Source organism: Microbacterium telephonicum (assembly GCF_003651225.1).
Classification (GTDB): domain Bacteria; phylum Actinomycetota; class Actinomycetes; order Actinomycetales; family Microbacteriaceae; genus Microbacterium; species Microbacterium telephonicum.
The window spans coordinates 423,673-442,335 of record NZ_RCDB01000003.1 but is presented as its reverse complement, the minus strand read 5'-3'; the positions used below and the strand labels follow the sequence as shown (position 1 = coordinate 442,335).

16 protein-coding genes are annotated in these 18,663 nt (G+C 68.7%); 10 read left to right on the top strand and 6 right to left on the bottom strand.

Annotated elements, in window-relative coordinates:
- Positions 1–328: 328 nt before the first annotated feature.
- Together C7474_RS11685 and C7474_RS11680 are read right to left on the bottom strand one after the other, a co-directional pair.
- Complete coding sequence (locus C7474_RS11685; protein WP_147436714.1) at positions 329–556, bottom strand: acyl-CoA carboxylase epsilon subunit; 228 nt, start codon at positions 554–556, stop codon at positions 329–331.
- The gene (locus C7474_RS11680) at positions 553–2,124 is read right to left on the bottom strand and encodes an acyl-CoA carboxylase subunit beta (RefSeq protein ID WP_121060730.1); all 1,572 of its coding nucleotides are present in this window, start codon (positions 2,122–2,124) and stop codon (positions 553–555) included. Before C7474_RS11680 ends, C7474_RS11685 begins: the two co-directional genes overlap by 4 nt.
- Positions 2,125–2,424: 300 nt before the next feature.
- Here C7474_RS11680 and C7474_RS11675 point away from each other — a divergent pair, with 300 nt between their 5' ends.
- The 9 genes from C7474_RS11675 to C7474_RS11635 all read left to right on the top strand — a co-directional run bounded on the left by C7474_RS11675 (position 2,425) and on the right by C7474_RS11635 (position 12,297).
- Positions 2,425–3,222: a biotin--[acetyl-CoA-carboxylase] ligase gene (locus C7474_RS11675; protein WP_121060209.1), complete on the top strand. Its 798-nt coding sequence runs from the start codon at positions 2,425–2,427 to the stop codon at positions 3,220–3,222.
- A 51-nt stretch (positions 3,223–3,273) separates the two neighbouring features.
- Positions 3,274–3,828: a PH domain-containing protein gene (locus tag C7474_RS11670; protein WP_121060207.1), complete on the top strand. Its 555-nt coding sequence runs from the start codon at positions 3,274–3,276 to the stop codon at positions 3,826–3,828.
- Positions 3,829–3,968: 140 nt separating this feature from the next.
- A complete protein-coding gene (locus C7474_RS11665) occupies positions 3,969–5,096 on the top strand; it encodes a 5-(carboxyamino)imidazole ribonucleotide synthase (RefSeq protein WP_121060205.1) in 1,128 nt (375 codons plus the stop codon).
- Between the two features lie 96 nt (positions 5,097–5,192).
- Positions 5,193–5,660 carry a 5-(carboxyamino)imidazole ribonucleotide mutase gene (gene purE, locus C7474_RS11660; protein ID WP_121060726.1) on the top strand — a complete coding sequence of 156 codons (468 nt, stop codon included), beginning with the start codon at positions 5,193–5,195 and terminating at the stop codon, positions 5,658–5,660.
- Complete coding sequence (locus C7474_RS11655; RefSeq protein ID WP_422385799.1) at positions 5,657–7,162, top strand: LCP family protein; 1,506 nt, start codon at positions 5,657–5,659, stop codon at positions 7,160–7,162. The genes purE and C7474_RS11655 overlap by 4 nt, the downstream gene beginning before the upstream one ends.
- Positions 7,159–8,271 (top strand): glycosyltransferase, encoded by a 1,113-nt coding sequence (locus tag C7474_RS11650; RefSeq protein ID WP_121060203.1) that lies wholly within the window; start codon positions 7,159–7,161, stop codon positions 8,269–8,271. The genes C7474_RS11655 and C7474_RS11650 overlap by 4 nt, the downstream gene beginning before the upstream one ends.
- A gap of 83 nt (positions 8,272–8,354) precedes the next feature.
- A complete protein-coding gene (locus C7474_RS11645) occupies positions 8,355–10,850 on the top strand; it encodes a hypothetical protein (RefSeq protein ID WP_147436713.1) in 2,496 nt (831 codons plus the stop codon).
- Positions 10,851–10,867: 17 nt separating this feature from the next.
- Positions 10,868–11,182 carry a DUF2142 domain-containing protein gene (locus C7474_RS11640; protein ID WP_158597336.1) on the top strand — a complete coding sequence of 105 codons (315 nt, stop codon included), beginning with the start codon at positions 10,868–10,870 and terminating at the stop codon, positions 11,180–11,182.
- Positions 11,158–12,297, top strand: coding sequence for a DUF2142 domain-containing protein (locus C7474_RS11635; RefSeq protein WP_158597335.1), 1,140 nt, complete (start codon positions 11,158–11,160; stop codon positions 12,295–12,297). Before C7474_RS11640 ends, C7474_RS11635 begins: the two co-directional genes overlap by 25 nt.
- Here C7474_RS11635 and C7474_RS11630 read toward each other — a convergent pair.
- Both C7474_RS11630 and rfbB read right to left on the bottom strand, forming a co-directional pair.
- Complete coding sequence (locus tag C7474_RS11630; RefSeq protein WP_241965223.1) at positions 12,294–13,706, bottom strand: sugar nucleotide-binding protein; 1,413 nt, start codon at positions 13,704–13,706, stop codon at positions 12,294–12,296. The two genes, C7474_RS11635 and C7474_RS11630, sit on opposite strands and share 4 nt — an antisense overlap.
- Positions 13,707–13,710: 4 nt before the next feature.
- Positions 13,711–14,709, bottom strand: a complete 999-nt coding sequence (gene rfbB, locus C7474_RS11625; RefSeq protein WP_121060193.1) for a dTDP-glucose 4,6-dehydratase — start codon at positions 14,707–14,709, stop codon at positions 13,711–13,713.
- Between the two features lie 90 nt (positions 14,710–14,799).
- Between rfbB and rfbA the strand changes: the two genes are divergently transcribed.
- Complete coding sequence (gene rfbA, locus C7474_RS11620) at positions 14,800–15,672, top strand: glucose-1-phosphate thymidylyltransferase RfbA (RefSeq protein WP_121060191.1); 873 nt, start codon at positions 14,800–14,802, stop codon at positions 15,670–15,672.
- Between the two features lie 65 nt (positions 15,673–15,737).
- On the opposite strand, the gene C7474_RS11615 is transcribed toward rfbA, so the two are convergent.
- Both C7474_RS11615 and C7474_RS11610 read right to left on the bottom strand, forming a co-directional pair.
- Entirely contained in the window at positions 15,738–17,618 is a 1,881-nt protein-coding gene (locus tag C7474_RS11615) for a DUF7657 domain-containing protein (RefSeq protein WP_121060189.1), read from the bottom strand.
- Positions 17,619–17,685: 67 nt separating this feature from the next.
- A complete protein-coding gene (locus C7474_RS11610) occupies positions 17,686–18,642 on the bottom strand; it encodes a glycosyltransferase (protein ID WP_241965222.1) in 957 nt (318 codons plus the stop codon).
- Between the last annotated feature and the right edge of the window lie 21 nt (positions 18,643–18,663).

The window sequence follows — 18,663 nt, the reverse complement described above, 5'->3', positions numbered from 1 at the left end:
GGGGCGGGTGTGCGCGCGGGTGCACGTCAGCGGTCACTTGCGGTGACTTGCGCGCACGCCAGGGCGCCGTTCCTGACTGGTGAGTCCGAGCCTGGAGGGCGAGGGGCGGCGAAGCCGCCCGCCCCTCGCCGCGCGAGTGGTTACCCGAAAACCGACTCGCAGTGGGTCGACGTCACCGTGAACGGTGGCCGACCGAACGCAGAAGCGTTCCAGCTCTCATAGTCTCGCCGGTGGGGCCACGGATTGTCTGTAGGTATTTTGGGGGACATCGCGGTGGACGAGTTCGGAACCCGTGCCCGCGGCATCCGCACGGCCGCAAACGCGGCACTCAGAGCGAGTGGGCGCTCCAGCCGAGATCGCGACGCAGCGGAGCACGCGGTGCGGTGGCCGTGATCTGCCACGCCGATCGTCGCGGCTGCTCCTCCGCGACGGCCGCCCGGGTTTCCTGCAGATAGGCGGCGGTCGCCACGGCGACCACCGCCGCGAGCTCGTCGTCATCCGCGTGCCCGCGGACGAGGTCCACGCGCACGACGCCGTCGGGGTCGGCCATGCTCACAGCGGGATGTTCCCGTGCTTCTTGGCCGGCAGGCTCGCGCGCTTGCCGCGGAGCGACCGCAGCGCCTTCGCGATCGCGACGCGGGTGGCCGCCGGCTCGATGATGCCGTCGAGCTCGCCGCGCTCGGCGGCGAGGAAGGGCGAGGCGACGTTGTAGGTGTACTCGCTCGCGAGGCGCGCGCGCACGGCGGCGACGTCCTCGCCCGCCTCCGCGGCGCGCTTGAGCTCGCCGCGGTAGAGGATGTTGACCGCGCCCTGGCCGCCCATCACGGCGATCTCGGCCGTCGGCCAGGCGAGGTTGATGTCGGCGCCGAGCTGCTTGGAGCCCATGACGATGTACGCGCCGCCGTACGCCTTGCGCAGGATCACGGTGACCAACGGCACGGTCGCTTCGGCGTACGCGTACAGCAGCTTCGCGCCGCGGCGGATGACGCCGGTCCACTCCTGGTCGGTGCCGGGCAGATAGCCGGGCACGTCGACAAGCGTGACGATCGGCACGCTGAACGCGTCGCAGAACCGCACGAACCGGCTCGCCTTCTCGCCCGCGTCGATGTTCAGCGTGCCGGCCATCTGCGACGGCTGGTTGGCGATGATGCCGACCGTGCGCCCCTCGATGCGGCCGAAGCCGATGACGATGTTCGGGGCGAACAGCGGCTGCACCTCGATGAACTCGCCGGCATCCACGACGTGCGAGATGACCTGGTGGATGTCGTACGGCTGGTTCGGCGAGTCCGGGATGACGGTGTTGAGCACCCGGTCGGAATCCGTCGTCTCGAACTCGAAGTCGGTGTCGTAGACGGGGATCTCGGACAGGTTGTTGTCGGGCAGGTAACCCAGCAGTGTGCGCACGTAGTCGATCGCGTCGTCCTCGTCTTCGGCGAGGTAGTGCGCGACGCCGGAGCGGGTGTTGTGCGTGTGCGCGCCGCCGAGCTCCTCCATGCCGACGTCCTCGCCGGTGACGGTCTTGATGACGTCGGGGCCGGTGACGAACATCTGGCTGGTCTTGTCGACCATGATGACGAAGTCGGTGAGGGCGGGGGAGTAGACGGCGCCGCCGGCGGCCGGGCCCATGATGATCGAGATCTGCGGGATGACACCGGATGCCGCGGTGTTCAGGCGGAAGATCTCGCCGTACTTGCCGAGGGCGACCACGCCCTCTTGGATGCGGGCGCCGCCGGAGTCGAGGATGCCGATGATCGGCATCCCGCCGCGGAGGGCGAACTCCATGACCTTGATGATCTTCTCGCCGGCGACCTCGCCGAGCGAACCGCCGAAGGTCGTGAAGTCCTGCGCGTACACCGCGACGGTGCGGCCGTGGATCGTGCCGGTGCCGGTGACGACCGAGTCGCCGTAGGGGCGGCTCTTGTCCATCCCGAAGGCGGTGGTGCGGTGGCGCACGTACTCGTCGAGCTCGACGAACGACCCCGGGTCGACGAGCAGCTCGATGCGCTCGCGGGCGGTGAGCTTGCCCTTCGCGTGCTGCTTCTCGAGGGCGACGGCTTCGGCGTCGACCACGGCCTGCTGGTAGCGGGCGCGGAGGTCGGCGATCTTGCCGGCGGTCGTGGACATGTCGGGCGCGTCGGTCACGCGTTCCACCCTAGCGAGCGGCTCCCGCGCGGCGTTGGCGGTCGGCGACAACACGCGGCCGCATCCGCTGTGGGATCCCGCCGGGACACGCCCGCGGCGCGCACCCCCCCAGCGCCGCCGCGTCCGCCCCCGCACGCCGAGTTCGCCGGTACGGCGGCGAGTTCGCCGGTTCGCGCGCGAGATCGCCGACGAGCTCGGCGCAGACCCGGCGAACTCGCGGCGTGACCGGCGAACTCGGGGCAGGCGCTCCGCCGGGACGGGCCCGCGGCTAGGGTGGGCGCCATGACGTTCCCGCCGCTCGGATACCCGCTCGCCGCCGCCGTCAGCCCGAGGCTGCACCTCATCGACTCTGTCGAATCCACCAACGCGAAATTGCTGCGCGACGTGCAGGACGACCCGGCCGGGCATCCGCATCTGGCGGCGCTCGTCACGACCGACCAGACCGCGGGGCGGGGCCGGCTCGACCGCACGTGGGTGACACCGCCCGGGTCCGCGCTCGCCGTCTCGGTCGTGCTGCTCGTCGAGGCCGTCGCCGACGCCGACCGCGGCTGGATCCCCCTCGTCGCCGGTGCGGCGATGGCGAAGGCCGTCGGGGCGCAGCTCGACGACGTGTCGCTCAAATGGCCCAACGACGTGCTCGTCGGCGGGGGGCCGACCGCGACGAACCCGGCCGCGAAGAAGATCTGCGGCATCCTCGCGGAAGTCGTGCCGGGCCATCCGCATGCGGTCGTCGTCGGGGCCGGTGTCAACACGGCGATGACGGCGGATCAATTGCCCGTTGCCACGGCCACCTCGTTCGCCGTGCTCGGGCGAGAAGCGGATGCCGACCGCCTGCTCGCCGACTACCTCACCGCCCTGCGCGACCTCGTCGCCGAGCTCGCCGTCGGCGGGGGCGAGGCCGTGCGCGGCGACGTCGAGGCGGTGTGCGGCACGATCGGTTCCGCCGTGACGGTGTCGCTTCCCGACGGGACGACCCGCGCCGGCACCGCCGTGCGCCTCGACCCCGCGGGACGCCTCGTGATCGCCCGCGAAGGCGTGGAGAGCGTCGTCTCGGCCGGCGACATCGTCCACGCCCGCTGATCCGGGCGCGCCGCGCGCGTGCGCGGGGGTGGCCTCGGTCACAATGGTGACGTGACGCAGCCGACCGCTTACCCGGGACGTCCGCTGACGCCCGGCCCCGGTCCGGCGCCCGCGGAACTGCGGCTCGTGCGCTTCCGCCGCCACGCGCGTCGGCTGTTCTGGTCGGCCCTCGTGCTCGTCGCGGTCGCCGGCGCCGTCGGCTTCTTCTCGGGGAATCTGCCCGACGGGTTCGAGGACTGGATGCTGTGGGCCGCCGCCGCAGCCGTCGTGCTGCTGCTGGTCGTCGTGCCGTTCGCGCGCTGGTACGCCCACACGTACACGATCACGACGCGGCGCGTCATCGAGCAGTCCGGACTGTTCGGACGCCACCGCACCGAGGTCGGCCACGCCCGCGGCTACACGATCGGCGAGCGGCGCGGCCCGCTGCAGCGGATGTGGGGCACCGGAACGCTGACGCTGTCGAACGGGCTCGACGCGCCGCTGCGGATGAAGGACGTGCCGTCGGTGCGCCTCGTGCACGAGGTGCTGGCCGATCAGGTCGAGGTCAACCAGATCCTCGCGCACCGCGACGCCCAGACCGGCACCACCACCGTCATCGACGACTGAGCCCGCATCCGATCGCGCCCTCGGCGCCGAGGTGTTCTCTCACGGCGGGCGGCGGTATCCGACCACTGGGGAATCCGGCCGCATCCGGGGGTCCGCGCGACGGCGGCGGGCTGAGAGGATGGAGGGCGGAAGGGAGCGGTATGGCTTTGCGTGTCGGAATCGTCGGGGGTGGGCAGCTGGCCCGCATGATGATCGCGCCCGCGGTCGAGCTGGGGCTCGAGGTGCGGGTGCTCGCCGAGGAGCCCGGCATGTCGGCACAGATCGCCGCGACCGCCGTCGGCGACTATCGCGACCTCGACACTCTCCGTGCGTTCGCGCAGGACGTCGACGTCGTCACCTTCGACCACGAGCACGTGCCGCAGGAGGTGCTGCGCGCGCTCGACGCCGAGGGCGTGCAGGTGCACCCCGGTCCCGACGCCCTGCAATTCGCGCAGGACAAGATCGCGATGCGCACCCGCCTGTCCGAGCTCGACGTGCCGCAGCCCGACTGGGCGGCGGTGACGGATGCCGCAGGCCTGCAGACGTTCCTCGACACCCACGGCGGCCGCGCGGTCGTGAAGACCCCGCGCGGCGGCTACGACGGGAAGGGCGTGCGCGTCGTCTCGGCGGCAGGCGACGCCGACGACTGGTTCGACCGGCTTGCGCCCGGTGGGCAGCTGCTCGTCGAGGAGCTCGTCGACTTCACCCGCGAGCTCGCCCAACAGGTCGCGCGGCGGCCGTCGGGGGAGCTGGCCGTCTATCCCGTCGTGGAGACCGTGCAGCGCGGCGGCGTGTGCGCCGAGGTCATCGCGCCCGCCCCGCGCGCCGGCGAGCGGCTCGTCGAGGTGGCCGCGGCCATCGGCACCGCGATCGCGGAGGGACTCGGCGTCACCGGCATGCTCGCCGTCGAGCTGTTCGAAACATCCGACGAGCGCCTGCTCATCAACGAGCTCGCCATGCGCCCGCACAACAGCGGCCACTGGAGCCAGGACGGCGCCGTGACCTCGCAGTTCGAGCAGCACGTGCGCGCCGCGCTCGACCTGCCGCTCGGAGACCCGTCGCCGCGGCAGCCGTGGGCGGTCATGGTCAACATCCTCGGCGGACCGGCATCCGACTCGCTCGAAGACCGGATGCCGGCGGCGTTCGCCGCCCACCCCGGCGTCAAGGTGCACACGTACGGCAAGGCGCCGCGCCCCGGTCGCAAGGTCGGACACGTCAACGCCGTCGGCGACGACCTCGACGCCGTCGTGTACGAAGCGCGGGCCGCGGCCGCCTTCTTCGGCGACTGACCGCGGCGCCTGCGGGCATCTTCCAGGCGCGCCGCCTACCCTGGACCGGTGACACGCGCTCTCCACTCCTCCTCCGAGCCGCTGGTCGGCGTCGTCATGGGCTCCGACTCGGACTGGCGCGTCATGAGCGACGCCTCGCAGATCCTCTCCGAGTTCGGCGTCCCGCACGAGGTCGAGGTCGTCTCGGCCCACCGCACCCCCGACAAGCTGCTGCGCTACGGGCGCGAGGCGCGGGGCCGCGGCATCCGGGTGATCATCGCCGGTGCCGGAGGCGCCGCGCACCTGCCGGGCATGCTAGCCTCGGTCACCGCGCTGCCGGTCGTCGGCGTGCCGGTGCAGCTGGCCACCCTCGACGGCATGGATTCGCTGCTGTCGATCGTGCAGATGCCCGCCGGCATCCCGGTCGCCACCGTGTCGATCAACGGCGCGAAGAACGCAGGGCTGCTCGCAGCCCGCATCCTCGGCGCGTCGGATGCCGCCCTCGGCGACCGCGTCGAGCAGTACGCCCGCGACCTCGAGGCGCAGGTCGAGGAGAAGAATCGGCGGCTGAAGGACTCCCTGTGAGCGTCGCCACCCCGCCGCGTCCGGCGTCTCCGGGCTCCGTCCCCGAAGCTCCCGCCCTGTCGTCGGCGGGAGCGCTCGACGACCGTCCGCTGCGTCATCCGAACACCCGTTCGCCGCAGGTGATGACCCGGCGCGCGTGGTGGCTGATCGCGCTCAACTTCCTGCTGCCCGGGTCGGCGCAGGTGCTCGCCGGCAACCGCAAGCTCGGCCGCGTCGGACTGACCGCGACGATCCTCGTCTGGGTCTTCGTCGTCGCCGCGGTCCTCGCGCTGCTGCTCGCGCCGACCGTGCTGTCCACGGTCTTCACGCAGGGCTGGGTGCTGCTTGCGCTGCAGATCCTGCTGCTCGCCTACGCCGTGCTGTGGGTCGTGCTCCTCATCGACACGCTGCGGCTCGTGCGACTGGTGCGCACCCGGCCCCGGGCGCGTGCCGGGATCGCGGTGCTCGCGATCGCCGGCACCGTGCTCGCCAGCGGCACCGCCGTCTACGGCGCGCAGCAGTTGCTGGGGCCCGCGCGCGAGGCGCTCGGGGCGATCTTCGCCAACAACGCGCCGCCGGTGCCGCCGTCCGACGGGTACTACAACTTCCTGCTGCTCGGCGCGGATTCCGGCCTCGGCCGCGACTCCATGCGCTTCGACAGCATCTCCGTCGTCTCGGTGAATGCGGCATCCGGCGCCGTCACGATCACCGGGATCCCGCGCGACCTGCAGAACGTGCCGTTCTCGGAGGGGCCGATGCAGGAGCTGTACCCGAACGGCCTCGAGGGTCACTCCTCGCAGACCTGTGGGTGGGGTGCCGGCATCAACCAGCTGATGAACGCCGTCGAGACGTGTCAGCCGAACCGCGGCGCCGACATCTACCCGGATGCCGCGACCTCCCACACGACGCCCGCCGTCGAGGCGACGCGCGATGCGGCGCAGGGCATCCTCGGCATCGAGATCCCGTACTACGTCTTCGTCGACATGAAGGGCTTCGCCGACATCGTCGACGCGCTCGGCGGCGTCGACATCACCGTGCAGGAGCGCCTGCCCGAAGGCGGCGGCCCGACCTACCACAACCAGCCCGCCGAGGAGTGGGCGACCGGCTGGATCGAGGCCGGCCCGCAGCACATGGACGGCGACACCGCGCAGTGGTACGCGCGGTCGCGGTACACGACGAGCGACTGGGACCGCATGCGCCGGCAGCGCGAGCTGCAGCAGGCGATCCTCGCGCAGGCGAACCCGCAGAACGTGCTCACGCATTTCGGTGAGATCGCGAAGGCCGGGCAGGACCTCGTGCAGACCGACATCCCCGACGCGCTGCTGCCGTTCCTGATCGACCTCGCGCTGAAGGCGAAGGAGCAGCCCGTGCAGACGATCGAGCTCACGCCCGAGGGGCTGCAGGTCTACGGCGTGCCGGGCTTCGACCCCGACGCGCCCGACGCCGACGACTGGGCCTTCATCCGCGATCTCGTGCAGACCACCCTGCACCCGCCGACTCCGACCCCCACGCCGCAGCCATGACCGCCATCCTCCGCGTCGTGCTCGACCAGGTCGTCTCGCCCGCCGACGCCGACCTCGCGATGGCATCCCGCGAGCTCGGGCGGGCGCTCGTCGCCGCCGCGCCGGCCGGATGCCGCGTCGAGGCGATCGTGCCCTCCGGCGGCACCGTCGAGGTCGCGGATGTCGTGAGCGGCGTGTCGGATGTCGTGCGCACCGCGTTCGCGCGGCGGGAGCTCGCCGCCGCATGGCAGCTGGGTGTTCCCGCCGGGACGTCGGGCGGCCTCATCCATTCACCCACTTTGATGGCGCCTCTCGTGCGACACGACCGGGTGCACGATGCGGACCAGACTGTCGTCACCGTGTGGGACCTGTCGCCGTGGCTGCATCCGGACGACCTGCCGAAGCCCGCCGTCATGTGGCACCGCGGGATGCTGCGCCGTGCCGCCAAGCACGCCGACGCCGTCGTCGTGCCGACCCACTCGATGGGGGAGCGGCTCGTGGAGATCGAGCCGCGCCTGCGCGACCGGGTGCGCGTGATCGCCGGCGCCGCGCCCCGCGGGTTCGCGGTGCCGACCGACGAGATCGGCCGCCGACGCGCGCTCGACCTGCCCGAAGGATTCTTGCTCGTCGCCGGGTCTGCTGCTGCGGTGGACGGCCTGTCCGCGGCGTTCGCGGCCGTCGTAGCTTCTGGGGTGGAGCTGCCGGTGGTGGTGTTGGATGCGCGAGAGGGTACCGAGCCGGCCGTGCTCGACCTGGCAGAGGCCGCGGGGTTGGGTGCCGCGTCGGTGCACGTGCGCGGGGTGCTCGACGACGCGGATAGGGGCGCGGTGCTCGGGGGAGCGGTGGCGTTCCTCGCGCCGGGGTCGCGGGTGACGTTCCCGTGGCGGTTGGTCGAGGCGCTGGTCGCGGGGGTGCCGGTTGTGGCGCTGGACACGCCTGTGCATCGGGATGTGCTCGTCGACGGGGGTCTGCTGGTGCCGTCGCCCGAGTTGTTGGGCGCGACCTTGTCGACCTCGCTCGAGTCGGCTGCATCCGTGGAACGCCTGGGCGTGCTCGCCGCAGACCGCGGCCGCGCCTTCTCGTGGCGCGGCGCCGCCGAGCAGGTCTGGCTGCTGCACGCGGACCTCTGAGAGAGGCGTGCGAAGCGCGTGTCGTGCTTGCGCGGCGGCGCGGCGTGGTGGTATCAGAAGGTGACTTCCGTCACAATGGTCACATGTCCCCCCGAAAGACATCCCCACGCGCACGCCTCGGCACACCGGGCGGTCGCCGCCTGATCACGGCGATGATCGGCGCGTGGGCCGTATTGTCGGCGGTTCTGGTGGCCCAGCCGGCGTTGGCCGTGCCGACGGCCGTCGGGGATGTCTCGTCGTCGGTCTCCGCGTCGCTGGACGCGTCTGTCGCCGATGCGGCCATCGTGAAGGCCGCACCGGTGGTCGGATTCGATCCCGGCAACATCATCTCTGACGCGCTCTTCTACGACAGTGGCGCCATGAGCGCCGCCGAGATCCAGACGTTCCTCGATCAGAAGATCGGCAGTTGCCAGAATGGGCGCTGCCTGAATGTGCTGACGGTCGAGTTCTCCGACCGCGCGCGATTCGTCTCCCAGACGACCGGGCAGCTTGTCTGCGATGCGATCAAGGGCGGGCGCATGCGCGCCTCGGAAGCGATCTACCGTGCACAGGTCGCGTGCGGCATCTCTGCGAAGGTCATCCTCGTGACGCTCCAGAAGGAGCAGGGCCTTGTGACGAGTAAAGCCCCGACTGACTGGAACCTCTCCGCTGCCATGGGTGCTTCATGCCCCGACAATGCTCCGTGCGACCCCGCGTTTTCCGGTACCGGGCCTCAGATCATGAAGGGCACCCAGCAGCTGAAGGCGTATAAGGCGACGGCGTTCGGTCGGCAGCCCGGAGTCCACTTCATCACCTACAGCCCGAAAGCGGCGTGCGCGGGTCAGGGCACCAACGTCAACGTCGTGAACTACGCGACGGCGGCGCTCTACAACTACACGCCATACCAACCGAACCCGTCGGCTTTGGCCGCGGGATTCGGCGAGGGCGACACCTGTGCGAGCTACGGCAACCGCAACTTCTACAACTACTACACGCTGTGGTTCGGGTCGACCCAGAATGTCGATGCCGATCGCGCGCCATTCGGCGGCTACAACATTGTGGTGGAACGCGGCCAGATCACCGTGCAGGGCTGGGCCATCGACCCGGACGAGCAGACGACGGCGCTCTCCGTTTCGCTGACCGTCGATGGCGTGGCGAACTGGGGCACGTTCACGGCGAACTCCTCTCGCCCCGATGTCGGAGCCGCCTATCCCGCCGCCGGGAACAACCACGGTATGAACGGTGTCTTCGAGATCGACGGGGGCGAACACACCGTCTGCGTGACGGTCAAGAACATCGGACGCGGGCAGGACGCCAATTTCGGTTGTTCGACGATCTCGGTCACAACCGCTTCGCCGTACGGCGGCACGTCAGCCGAGGCGGTGCCCGGCGGGGTTCGGGTCACCGGATGGACGCTCGACACGGACACCAAGGATGCGCTCGCCGTCCACATCTACCTCGACGACAGCGTGAGCGCGCACGTCGCAAATGCCTATCGTCCCGACGTGGCCAAAGTGTTCCCCGGATTCGGCGACTTCCACGGCCTCGATGTGACGATCCCTGCGGCCGTCGGCGACCACAAGGTTTGCGCCTACGGAATCAACGTCGGCCGCGGATCGAACGCTTTGATCGGCTGCCACGACGTCACAGTTGTCGCGAAGGGTGATCCCGTCGGCCGGATGACCGCCGTGGCGCAGGCGGGCGGCGTGCGGGTGACCGGCTGGGCCCATGATCCCAACGATGGAAGCAAGTCCGTCGGGGTCCACGTGTACGCGGATGGCAAGGCCGTCGCCAGCACGACCGCCGACCTGGCCCGCACCGACCTGACGGACGCGTACCCTGGCGTAGGCCCCAACCACGGCTACGACGTTTCGGCGAAACTCCCGGCAGGGACCAAACAGGTCTGCACCTACGGCATCAACATCGGACTCGGAACGAACGCCCTGCTGTCGTGCACGAGCGTCACGGTCATGTCGGGATCGCCCTTCGGAGGGATCGACACGACACTCGAGAGCGATGGGGTGCGCCTGCGCGGGTGGACAATCGACCCGGACACGCAGGAGCCGATCGCGGTGCATGTCTACATCGACGGTCAGGCGCAGGCGATCACCGCCAACACCTCGCGGCCCGACGTGGGCCGCGTCTACCCCGGTTATGGGGCGTTGCACGGCATCGATGCGCTCCTGAACGTCTCTCCGGGGTCGCACCAGCTCTGCGCCTACGGCATCAATGTCGGGGCAGGTTCGAACAACCTCTTGGGCTGTACGAATTTCGTCGTACCCTCGCGTTCGCCGTTCGGCGGCACCGACGTGACAGTCGTCCCCGGCGGCGTACAGCTGCGCGGTTGGACGATCGACCCTGACGTCGTAGAGCCGATCGACGTGCATGTATATGTCGACGGACGTGCAGTCGCGGTCCTCACCGCGAATTCCCCCCGTCCTGACGTGGCGCGAGCGTATCCGGGTTACGGGCCAAGCCACGGGATCGATGCGAAGATCTCGATGCCGCCCGGGTCCCATCAGATATGCAGTTATGGCATCAACCGAGGTCCCGGCGAGAACGCGTTGCTCGCGTGCCAGTCGATCACCACGACGAACTGATGAAGATGAGAGCTGGGGTGCAACGGCTGCGCGTCGGATTCTTGCGCCACGACCCGTTGATCTTTGTTGTTGCCGTTGCTGCGGTCGGTGCCGTTTTCATCGCGGCGTTCATCGCTGTGACGCCTGTCGGATTTGGGCTGGACGAGGAGCATCACACCTACCGAGCGTGGCAAGTCTCACGAGGCGAAATCGAGCCGCGAACGCTGACCGAGGGGAAGCAGTACGGGGGGCCGATCCCGGTCGCGCTCGTGAACTACGTCATCGCCGGCACGGATGCGGCGAATTCAGCCCGGGGGATCGGGCTACCGTGGGACGGAATGACTGGGCGATAGCCGCCGAAGTGAAGCCGCTGGGCTCCGCACACCCGGTGCCAGGTGAAGACAGCGTTGAGGAATTCACAAATGCCGGGGCCTCGAGCTTCATCCCCTGTGCTCTCGCTGCAATCGGTATGCGGCTTGCCACCGCCGCGGGCGCAGGGGTCGCAGGCATCGTCCTGAGTGGAAAGGCAATGAGCGGGCTGGTTTACCTCCTGCTGATCGTCCTTGCCTGCTACGCGCTTCGAAGATCGCGATGGCGCTGGGTGACCGCACTCGTCGCCCTGATTCCGCTGAGCGTGTTCCAAGCGGCAGTCCTCAGCGCCGACACCTTCTGCAACGCGGTTGCCATCCTCTTTGTCGCGCTTGTCTTGTCGTTGCAGGAGGCACGGGTACGGTCTCTCTGGAGGCTGATCGGTCTTGCCGTAGCTGCGTTTCTTCTCATTGCAGCTAAGCCGACCTACTTGCTACTGGTACCGCTTCTACTCCTGGTGCCGAACCGCGCAATCGGATTGAGGTCGCTCCATCGCAACTTCGCGAAGATTGGTTTGCTCGGGTTGCTCGGGGTATGGCTGCTGTTTTCGATGTCTCGCGTCGGCTCGATCGCGGATGCCATCCGATTCCAGGTCCCCAACGCGGATCGTATCGACCGTGCTCGACAGCTCGAGTTCCTGCTCGCGAATCCCGCGGAGATGTTCGCCGTGGTGGTGAGGACCTTTGTCCGATTCGGCGATTCGTGGCTTCCGGGTTCCTTGGCGATGTTCGGTACGAACATCGTCACGTTACCGCAGCCGCTACTCCTGATGATCGCGATCGCAATCGCGCTGGCGGCGTTTTACGGAGCGCGACGGAATCCTGGGTCTGGAACGGTCTACGTCGCCTGTGCAATAGTCACCGTATGCGCCGTCATCGGGACACTGTACTTGACGTTCACTCCTGTCGGCGCACCTGTGGCGCACGGTGTGCAGGGTCGCTACTGGATTCCCCTGCTTCTTCCCGCGGCGGCAGGAGCGGCGATGCTCATCTTCGCGAGACTCGTGATGAAGCCCGCCCTGGCGTGGGGAATGGTCGGAGGTAGTGCGCTTGTGGCATTGATCGCGTCCTTCGCAACCTGGTGCTGGGTCCTCTTCTAACTCGAGAGATAATCACGCAGAAGCACCCCTGAGGCAAGGGGAGTGAAACCGGTCTCTTGCACGCGTCGTAGGTCGAGGACACTATTGCGGGGGCGTGGTGCCACGCGGGTAGTTGCGGCGGCGAAGTAGTCTTCAGTGGACACGCCGGTAACACGCAGCGGGTCGTGTCCCGTGAGCGCGAAAACCTCCCGCGCGATCTCGAACCATGTCGCCGGCTCGCCGTCGCTCGTGACGTTGTACACACCGAACGGCGCCTCCGTCTCCAGAAGGTGACGTACCGCGGCGGCGATCGTGGGAGTGAACGTGAGCCGGCCGGTCTGGTCGTTCACGACCTTCGGGTCGATGCCGCGCTCCGCGAGGCTCGCCATTGTGCGGACGAAATTGTTACCCTCGCCGATCACCCAACTGGTGCGCAGGATGTAGTGCCGCGGCACGGTGGCCACGACCTGATCGCCGGCCGCTTTGGTCTGCCCGTAGACGCCGAGCGGGGTGAGCGGGTCCTGCTCGGTGTAAGCACCGTCTTTCGTGCCGTCGAACACGTAATCGCTTGAAATGTGCACGAGTGTGATGCCGTGAGCTGCGGCGATCCGTGCGAGCGTCGTCAGTGCCGTGACGTTGGCGCCCCAGGCCTCACTGCGGCCCTCCGCGGTCTCCGCCATGTCGACGGCGGTGTACGCCGCCGCGTTCACGATCGTCGCGTAATCGCGCCAGCGGCGGGCGGTCTCCAGTCCCGGGGCGGCGAGGTCGAGCTCTTCGCGACCGGCGAACTCGAGGCGCGGGTCGTCCACGTACTCGGCTCGAAGCGCCAGACCGAGCTGGCCGTTCGCGCCGACCACGAGGATCTTCTTCGCCGGTATCGGGGTGACATCTGCCAGTCGTGGGTGGTTCTTGTCTTTCTCGCTGATCTCCACGTCGGCGAGCGGGATCGGCCAGGCGATCGCCGCGGTCTCGTCGGCGAGGTTGAGGAACGAGTATGTCGCGGCGGCAGACCAGTGGTCGTTGACCAAGTAGGTGTACGCGGTGTCGGGCTCGAGCGTCTGATAGGAGTTTCCGACGCCGCGCGGCACGTAGATGGCGCGGGAGGGGTCGAGCTCGGTGGTGAACACGGCGCCGAACGTCGGCCCCTCGCGCAGATCGACCCAGGCTCCGAAGATGCGCCCGGTCGCGACGGAGACGTACTTGTCCCAGGGCTCCGCGTGAATGCCGCGGGTCGTGCCGACCGCGTCGTTGAACGAGATGTTGTTCTGCACCGGGCCGAAGTCCGGCAAGCCGGCGGGCACCATTTTCTCGAGCTGCCAGTTCTCCTTGAACCAGCCGCGAGAGTCGCCGTGAACGGGCAGCTCGAGGACGACCAGCCCTGGGATCGTGGTCTCGGTGACTGTCAGGTGCTTGCCGAACTCGATCGTCACCGGGTCACTGCCCCTTGGATGCATAGAACGCCTCGACGCCGTCCTTGGCGCCGGCCCACCATGCTTCGTGACCGCGGTACCAGTCGATCGTGTCGGTGAGGCCCTGTTCGAAGTTCTGGAACTGCGGGGTCCAGCCCAGCTCGCTACGCAGCTTCGTGGAGTCGATCGCGTAGCGCAGGTCGTGGCCGGCACGGTCGGTGACGTGGTCGTAGGCGTCGGTCGGCTGGCCCATGAGGCCCAGAATCAGCTCGACGACCTCCTTGTTGTTCTTCTCGCCGTCGGCGCCGATCAGGTAAGTCTCGCCGATTTCGCCCTTCTCCAGAATCGTCAGAACAGCGGAGGAGTGGTCGTCGGCGTGGATCCAGTCGCGCACGTTCTCTCCCGCGCCGTAGAGCTTGGGGCGGATGCCGCGGATGACGTTCGTGATCTGGCGTGGGATGAACTTCTCCACGTGTTGGTACGGGCCGTAGTTGTTCGAGCAGTTCGAGATCGTCGCCTGAACCCCGAACGAGCGCACCCAGGCGCGCACGAGGAGGTCCGAGCCTGCCTTCGTGCTGCTGTAAGGCGACGACGGGTTGTACGGCGTCGATTCGGTGAAGCGCGCCGGGTCATCGAGCTCCAGGTCCCCGTAGACCTCGTCCGTGGAGATGTGGTGAAGGCGGCGGTCGTGCTTGCGTGCCGCTTCCAGCAGCGTGTAGGTGCCGATGATGTTCGTGTCCAGGAACGGCCGCGGGTCGTTCAAGCTGTTGTCGTTGTGCGACTCGGCCGCGTAGTGCACGACGGCATCCACGTCGTCGAACAAGCCATCGATGAGCTCGGCGTCGGCGATGTCGCCCTCGACGAAGCGGAAGCGGTCGGCGGGCAGGCCATCCAGAGAGGCGAGGTTGCCGGCGTAGGTGAGCTTGTCGAGCACCGTGACGTGGTCGTCGGTGTGGCTCAGCACGTGGTGGACGAAGTTGGAACCGATGAAACCGGCGCCACCGGTCACGAGAAGCTTGCGCATGCCTTCCAGGGTATCGTCCGCGCGGGCGTGGACCTGTGCGCGCGGTCCGGGAGTTGGCGCCCGGCCCGGCCATCGGCGAGACTGGAGCCCATGCGTGGCATCATCCTCGCCGGCGGCACGGGCTCCCGGCTTCACCCGATCACCCTGGGCGTCTCGAAGCAGCTCGTTCCCGTCTACGACAAGCCGATGATCTACTACCCGCTGTCGACGCTGATCCTGGCGGGTATCCGGGACATCCTGGTGATCACGACGCCGCACGATGCGGATCAGTTCCAGCGACTGCTGGGTGACGGCAGCCAGTTCGGCGTGTCGATCACGTACAAGACGCAGCCCTCGCCCGACGGACTCGCGCAGGCGTTCACGCTCGGGGAGACGCACATCGGCGGCGACTCCGTCGCGCTGGTGCTGGGCGACAACATCTTCTACGGCCCCGGGATGGGGACGCGGCTGCGCCAGTACGCAGACCTCGACGGCGGCGTCGTTTTCGGCTACTGGGTCGACGACCCCACGGCCTACGGCGTGGTCGAGTTCGACGACGCCGGCCGCGTCGTCTCCCTCGAGGAGAAGCCGACCCAGCCCAAGAGCAATTACGCCGTGCCCGGTCTGTACTTCTACGACAACGACGTGGTCGAGATCGCCAAGGACCTGAAGCCGTCTCCGCGCGGCGAGCTGGAGATCACCGACGTCAACAAGAAATACCTCGAGCGCGGCGCGCTGCAGGTCGAGCTTCTGCCGCGCGGCACCGCTTGGCTCGACACCGGCACATTCGACTCGCTGAGCGAGGCGACCGAGTTCATCCGCACCGTCCAGAAGCGCCAGGGGCTCTCCATCGGCGCGCCCGAGGAGGTCGCCTGGCGGCTGGGCTTCCTCTCCGACGAGGAGCTGCGCCACCGAGCCGAGCCGTTGCGCAAGAGCGGCTATGGCGAGTACCTGCTTAAGGTCCTGGAGATCGGGCACCACTGACCCCTTGAGCGAGAGTACGGGCGCGGCGTTGGCCGTGCCCGCCCTCTCGTGTGCGGTGCCCCGGCTCAGCTGCGTGCGTCGTAGACGGTGTAGGTGTTGCCGCCCCAGTCGAAGGTGTCGAACTCGGTGAGGCAGGCGCCATCCAGGGGCTCGGCCGAAACGGCGTAGCGGAACGAAGGCACCCGCTCGGCGAGCGTGCAGGGCGAGGTGCTGATCACGACCGTATCGGCCACCGGCAGTGCGAAGTCGATGTCGTCGGAGTCGTTCCAGGCGAACATGACATGCAGGCCGCCGCGGTTCCACATGTCCTCGAAAGCGCCACTCGGATCGAGCTGGCGCCACGCCTCCGCGTCCGGGCCGACCTGTTGACGCCCGCTCAGCGTCGGGGTGCCTGTCGCCATCATGAGCGAGTCGACGTCCTGAGAGGTCGACGCCCAGGTCGTGCCGTCGGCGAGGCTGTCGGCTCCCCATGCGAGGAAGCTCCGGGCGCTCTCGCTGGCGCGCAGGTCGCCTACGCCCACCAGGATCGGCGTCGCCGCAAACGTCAGCGACGCCGCCGCGACGGCCATGGCGCTCCAGGCGAGCCATGAGTTGCTCCAGCGGACGACGGCGTAGACCACGGCGGCAGAGACCGCGGCGCAGAGCCAGATCATCCAGGTCGTCAGCTGGGGCAACTGCGATGACTGGAGCGACGAGCCGGCGTAGCCGGAAAGGAACCCCGCCGTCACGGCTGCCGTGAGCGGAACCGCTTGTCGTCGCGAGGTTTTCCACTGGGCCATGAAGAGGCAGAAAGCGAGGATCGCGAGGTACCCGACGCCGAGCATCGCGCGGGTGTTCGGCACGCGGTTCACAAGGGGCAGCGCTGCCCCCCACGAACCCCAGCTGATCGTGCACCAGCTCAACCAGAACGCCGCGACCGCGACGATGGGGATCAGCGCCGCGGCATGCGCCACGCCGCCGCGCCATCGGGACGCCGCCCAAAGCACCACCACGACCGGCAGCAGGAGGGTGAAAGCGCTCGAGAGTTCGGTTTGGTTCAGTGGTGCCTCGTAGCCGAAGGACTCGAGCCAGCCCAGGTTGGAGGCACCGAAGACCATGCCGGGGCTCAGCGCCGAGCCTGTGCTCTGGCGGTCTCCGGGATAGGCCGTCGTCAGTCCAGCGATGAGGGCCTCGCGGTTCTCCCACAGCAGCAGCCCCGTCCACAAGGCCCCGGATGCGGCGATGGCGCCGAGCGCGGTGAGCCGCGCCCGCCAACTGTCGCGCTGGCAGAGGAGGAACGCAGCCGTCGCGAGTACAAGCGGGATGCCGATGACGATCGCGAGCGGCTGGTAATAGCTCGGGAGGCGGGCGAGCAGGATCCCGGAGGCGAGGATCGCGACGGTCGCGCGCACCCACCGCCGGGCGCCGACGGCCTCGGCTCCCACGAGCGCCAGCGCGCACCCCGCAGCGACGAAGCCGAGCGTATTGACCGGACGACCCGACCACCACGCGCTGCCCGGCGCGATCGTGATGAGCACGGCGGCGAGATAGCCCCACCGCGCTGAACCGGCGACCCACCGGAACCAGAAGGGCAGGCCCAGGAAGAGCAGGAGCGTCGGCAACCACCACTTCGCGGCGAACAGAATCTCGGCGGGGATCCATTGGCCGGCGGCCAAAGCGGTGCCGTCGAAGAACACCACTGCCGAAGCGGGCCCGCTGGGCAACTGTGCGAAGAAGTCGTTCGAGACGCTCAACGGCGTCGGATCCGCAGCGCCGCCGCGCGCCATCTGTCCCAGCCACAGCGGCGACTCCGTGCCCCACTCGTCGGATCGGATGCCCTGCGACGATCCGATCTGCAGACCGGTCGGGTCGCTGGGATCCTGGCGGAGAGCGTCGATCCCGATGTTCGAGTTGGTGATGCCGAGCAGACACAGCAGCAGATACACGACGAGCGGTGCTGCGATCATGGCCCGCGTCGGGGGTAGAGCCGTGCGCAGTAGAACGCGAAACCTCGCCGCCGGCTTCGGGTGCGGATCAGCCGCGGTGATGCTCATCGGTGCCCGAGACCGCCGCGTGGGAGAGGTAGTTCAGCCTGCTGATCTCCCGGCGTGCTTTGAGGACGCCGTCGAGGACGAGCCCGATGGTCCACGAGAGGAAGGCGACGATGACGATGCCGACTGCGAGGATCGCCGTCGGCAGGCGTGGTACGAGACCGGTTGCGATGAAATCGACGATCACCGGCATCCCGATGATCAGGCCGAGCAGTGCCAACAGGGTGCCGGTGATCCCGTAGAAGAGCATGGGGCGCTCGTGTCGGATCAGGCCGACGATGAGCGACAGGATGCGGAACCCGTCATGATATGTGCGGAGTTTGCTTTCGCTGCCGACCGGGCGGTCCTTGAAACCGACGGGCACCTCGATCTGGGGGACGCGCAGGCTCATGGCGTGTACGGTGAGCTCGGTCTCGATCTCGAACTCGCGCGATAGTGCGGGGAAGCTCTTGACGAAACGGCGGGAGAAGACGCGGTATCCGCTGAGCATGTCGCTCACGGCCGAGCCGAAGACCCCGCTGACGAACCAGTTGAATCCCTTGTTGCCGAGTTCGTGCCCCGGGCGGTACGCGCCGACCTGGGTCTCGCGCCGCACCCCGAGCACGTGGTCGTACGGACCAGTGAGCAGCGCCTCGATCATCGCAGGCAGATCGGCGGTCGCATAGGTGTCATCGCCGTCGATCAGGACGTAGACGTCCGCGTCGATATCGGCGAAGGCGCGGCGCACAACGTTGCCCTTGCCCTTGGTGTACTCGTGGCGGACGATCGCTCCGGCCGCTTCCGCGACCCTGACCGTACGGTCCGTGCTCGCGTTGTCGAAGACGTAGACCGTCATCTCCGGGACCGCAGCGCGCAGATCGCTCACGACCTTGGCGATGGCCAGCTCCTCGTTGTGACACGGGACGATTGCGGCGATGCGCGGCGCCGTCGGCTCAGGCACGAATTCCACTCCTCGAGCGCG